This window comes from Amycolatopsis sp. NPDC003861, from assembly GCF_053605405.1.
On sequence record NZ_JBSGJD010000481.1, the window covers coordinates 1 to 2,463 of the forward strand.

General features: G+C 72.4%; 2 protein-coding genes. Both read right to left on the reverse strand.

The window, feature by feature from the left end; genetic code table 11:
- Nucleotides 1-192: 192 nt before the first annotated feature.
- The gene (ftsZ, locus tag ACWEVN_RS47535; protein WP_449684186.1) at nucleotides 193-1,500 is read right to left on the reverse strand and encodes a cell division protein FtsZ; all 1,308 of its coding nucleotides are present in this window, start codon (nucleotides 1,498-1,500) and stop codon (nucleotides 193-195) included.
- 237 nt (nucleotides 1,501-1,737) lie between these two features.
- Nucleotides 1,738-2,463: anti-sigma factor (locus tag ACWEVN_RS47540; protein WP_452055668.1), on the reverse strand; the 726-nt coding region annotated here is incomplete at its 5' end.

The window sequence follows — 2,463 nt, forward strand, 5'->3', positions numbered from 1 at the left end:
AAAAAACCCCCCCCCCCCCAATATCGGTGTTTCGTACCCAACCCCACACAATTGGGGCGGTGGGCCCCACACACCCCCCCCCACGCCACATTGGGGCGCTGGCGACCGGCCAACGAGGTGAGCCGGGCCGGAATGGCCGAAGGCCACCACCCACGACTCTAGTTCGCGGGTGGTGGCCTTCGGAGCGGGTGGCTAGCGCCGCATGAACGGCGGGACGTCGACCTCGTCGTCCGACGGGTCGTCGTGCACCGGCATCGCGCGGCCCGGCAGGCTGCCCTGGGTCGCGTTGGAGCCGAGCGGCGAGTAGCCGCGCGAGCCGCCGCCGGGCTGCGGGAGCCCGCCGGCCGGCTGGCTGCCGGTGGGCGAAGGCAGCGTCGAGTGCGACCGCGGCGGCGCCACGGGGTAGCCGGAGCTGCCCGCGGACGGCACCGGGGTGGCGCCCGACGGCGGCGTCGGCGGGTTCGACACCTGGCCTGCCGAGGCCGAGGCCGTGGTGGCCGACGCGCGCGAGCCGGACCCGAAGGTGGACGGGTCGAGCTTCTTGTGCGTCGGCGCGCCGGCGTCGAACCCGGCCGCGATCACCGTGACCCGGACCTCGTCGCCGAGGGAGTCGTCGATGATCGTGCCGAAGATGATGTTGGCGTCCGGGTGCGCGGACTCCTGCACCAGCGACGCGGCCTCGTTGATCTCGAACAGGCCCAGGTCGGAGCCGCCCGCGATGGACAGCAGCGCGCCGTGGGCGCCGTCCATCGACGCCTCCAGCAGCGGCGAGTTGATCGCCTTCTCCGCGGCCTGGATGGCCCGGCCCTCGCCGCGCGCCGAGCCGATGCCCATCAGCGCGGAGCCCGCGCCGGACATGACGCTTTTGACGTCGGCGAAGTCGAGGTTGATCAGGCCCGGGGTGGTGATCAGGTCGGTGATGCCCTGGACACCGGAGAGCAGCACCTCGTCCGCGGAGCGGAACGCGTCCATCAGCGAGACGCCGATGTCGCCGAGCTGCAGCAGCCGGTCGTTGGGGATCACGATGAGCGTGTCGCACTCGTTGCGCAGCGCCTGGATGCCCTCTTCGGCCTGCTTGCCGCGCCGCTTGCCCTCGAAGGTGAACGGACGGGTGACCACGCCGATGGTCAGCGCGCCCAGCTTGCGGGCGATCTGCGCGACGACCGGCGCACCACCGGTGCCGGTGCCGCCGCCCTCACCCGCGGTCACGAACACCATGTCGGCGCCCTTGATGACCTCTTCGATCTCTTCGCGGTGGTCTTCGGCGGCCTTCTGGCCGACCTCGGGGGCGGCGCCCGCGCCGAGGCCACGGGTCAGTTCGCGGCCGATGTCCAGCTTGACGTCGGCGTCGGACATGAGCAGTGCTTGTGCGTCGGTGTTCACCGCGATGAACTCGACACCCTTGAGGCCGACCTCGATCATGCGGTTCACGGCGTTCACGCCGCCACCGCCGATGCCGACCACCTTGATCACCGCAAGGTAGTTGTGCGGGGGCGTCATCGAAGTCCGCCTTCCTGATCGTTGTGCCCGTACAGCCCGCCGGCCGAACCCTCGACCTCAACCCCAGATCGAGAGTTATGTCAACCGCCGACGTTAGGCAGGACGGTAGGCACCAGGCAGGCTCTAATCCAGTAGGCACGCCGTGTGTCGCAAAGGTGTTTTGCCACAACACCTTCGGGCGCGCAAGAGCGACGGGCCGCGAACACCCCCGGAGCCCGATCTGGTATGGCCGCCCGCTCAGGCCGGCGCGGGCATGCTCATGAGGACGTCCGAGGGTGCTCCGGTGGCCGATCCACCGGGCGGTTCGACGCTCACCGCGACCTTGTCGGCACCGCCGACGCCGTCCGCGACGACCAGGCCGCCCTGGTCCGCCGCGGCGATCACCCCGGCCGAGCGCGGCGCGTCCGCGCCGGTGATCAGCCAGGCTTCGTAGACCTTCCCGCCCGGCTGGGCCGGCAGGCCCGCGTCCATCACCATCACCCGGTTGAGCGACCGCGACAGGACGACCGTGACCCCGCCGCCGATCGGGGCCTCGCCGTGCACGGTCTTCGCGTCCGGGGCCGCGAGCAGCGCCGCCACCGGCGCGAACTGCTGTTTCGCCTGGTCGAGCCGGCTCTGCGCGGTCTGCAGCTCCTGCCGCTGGGTCAGCGCGATGCCGCCGAACACCCCGCCCGCAGCCAGGCCGACGACGGCGGCCGCGGCCGCCACGACGACCGCCCAGCGCGGGGCCCGCGCCGAACGGCGGTGCCGGTCGGGCGAGCCGGGCCGGGTCCGCGGCGGCAGCTGCCGGGTGGCGTGCATGGCCGTCATGACGCGGTCCTTGAAGTGCGGCGGCGGCTCCTCGGCCATCGCCGCGCCCAGCCGGGCCGCCGTCGCGCGCAGCTCGGCGACCTCCTGCGTGCACGAGTCGCACTGCTCGAGGTGCCGGGCGAACTCCGCGCGCTCGACGTCGTTGACGGCGTC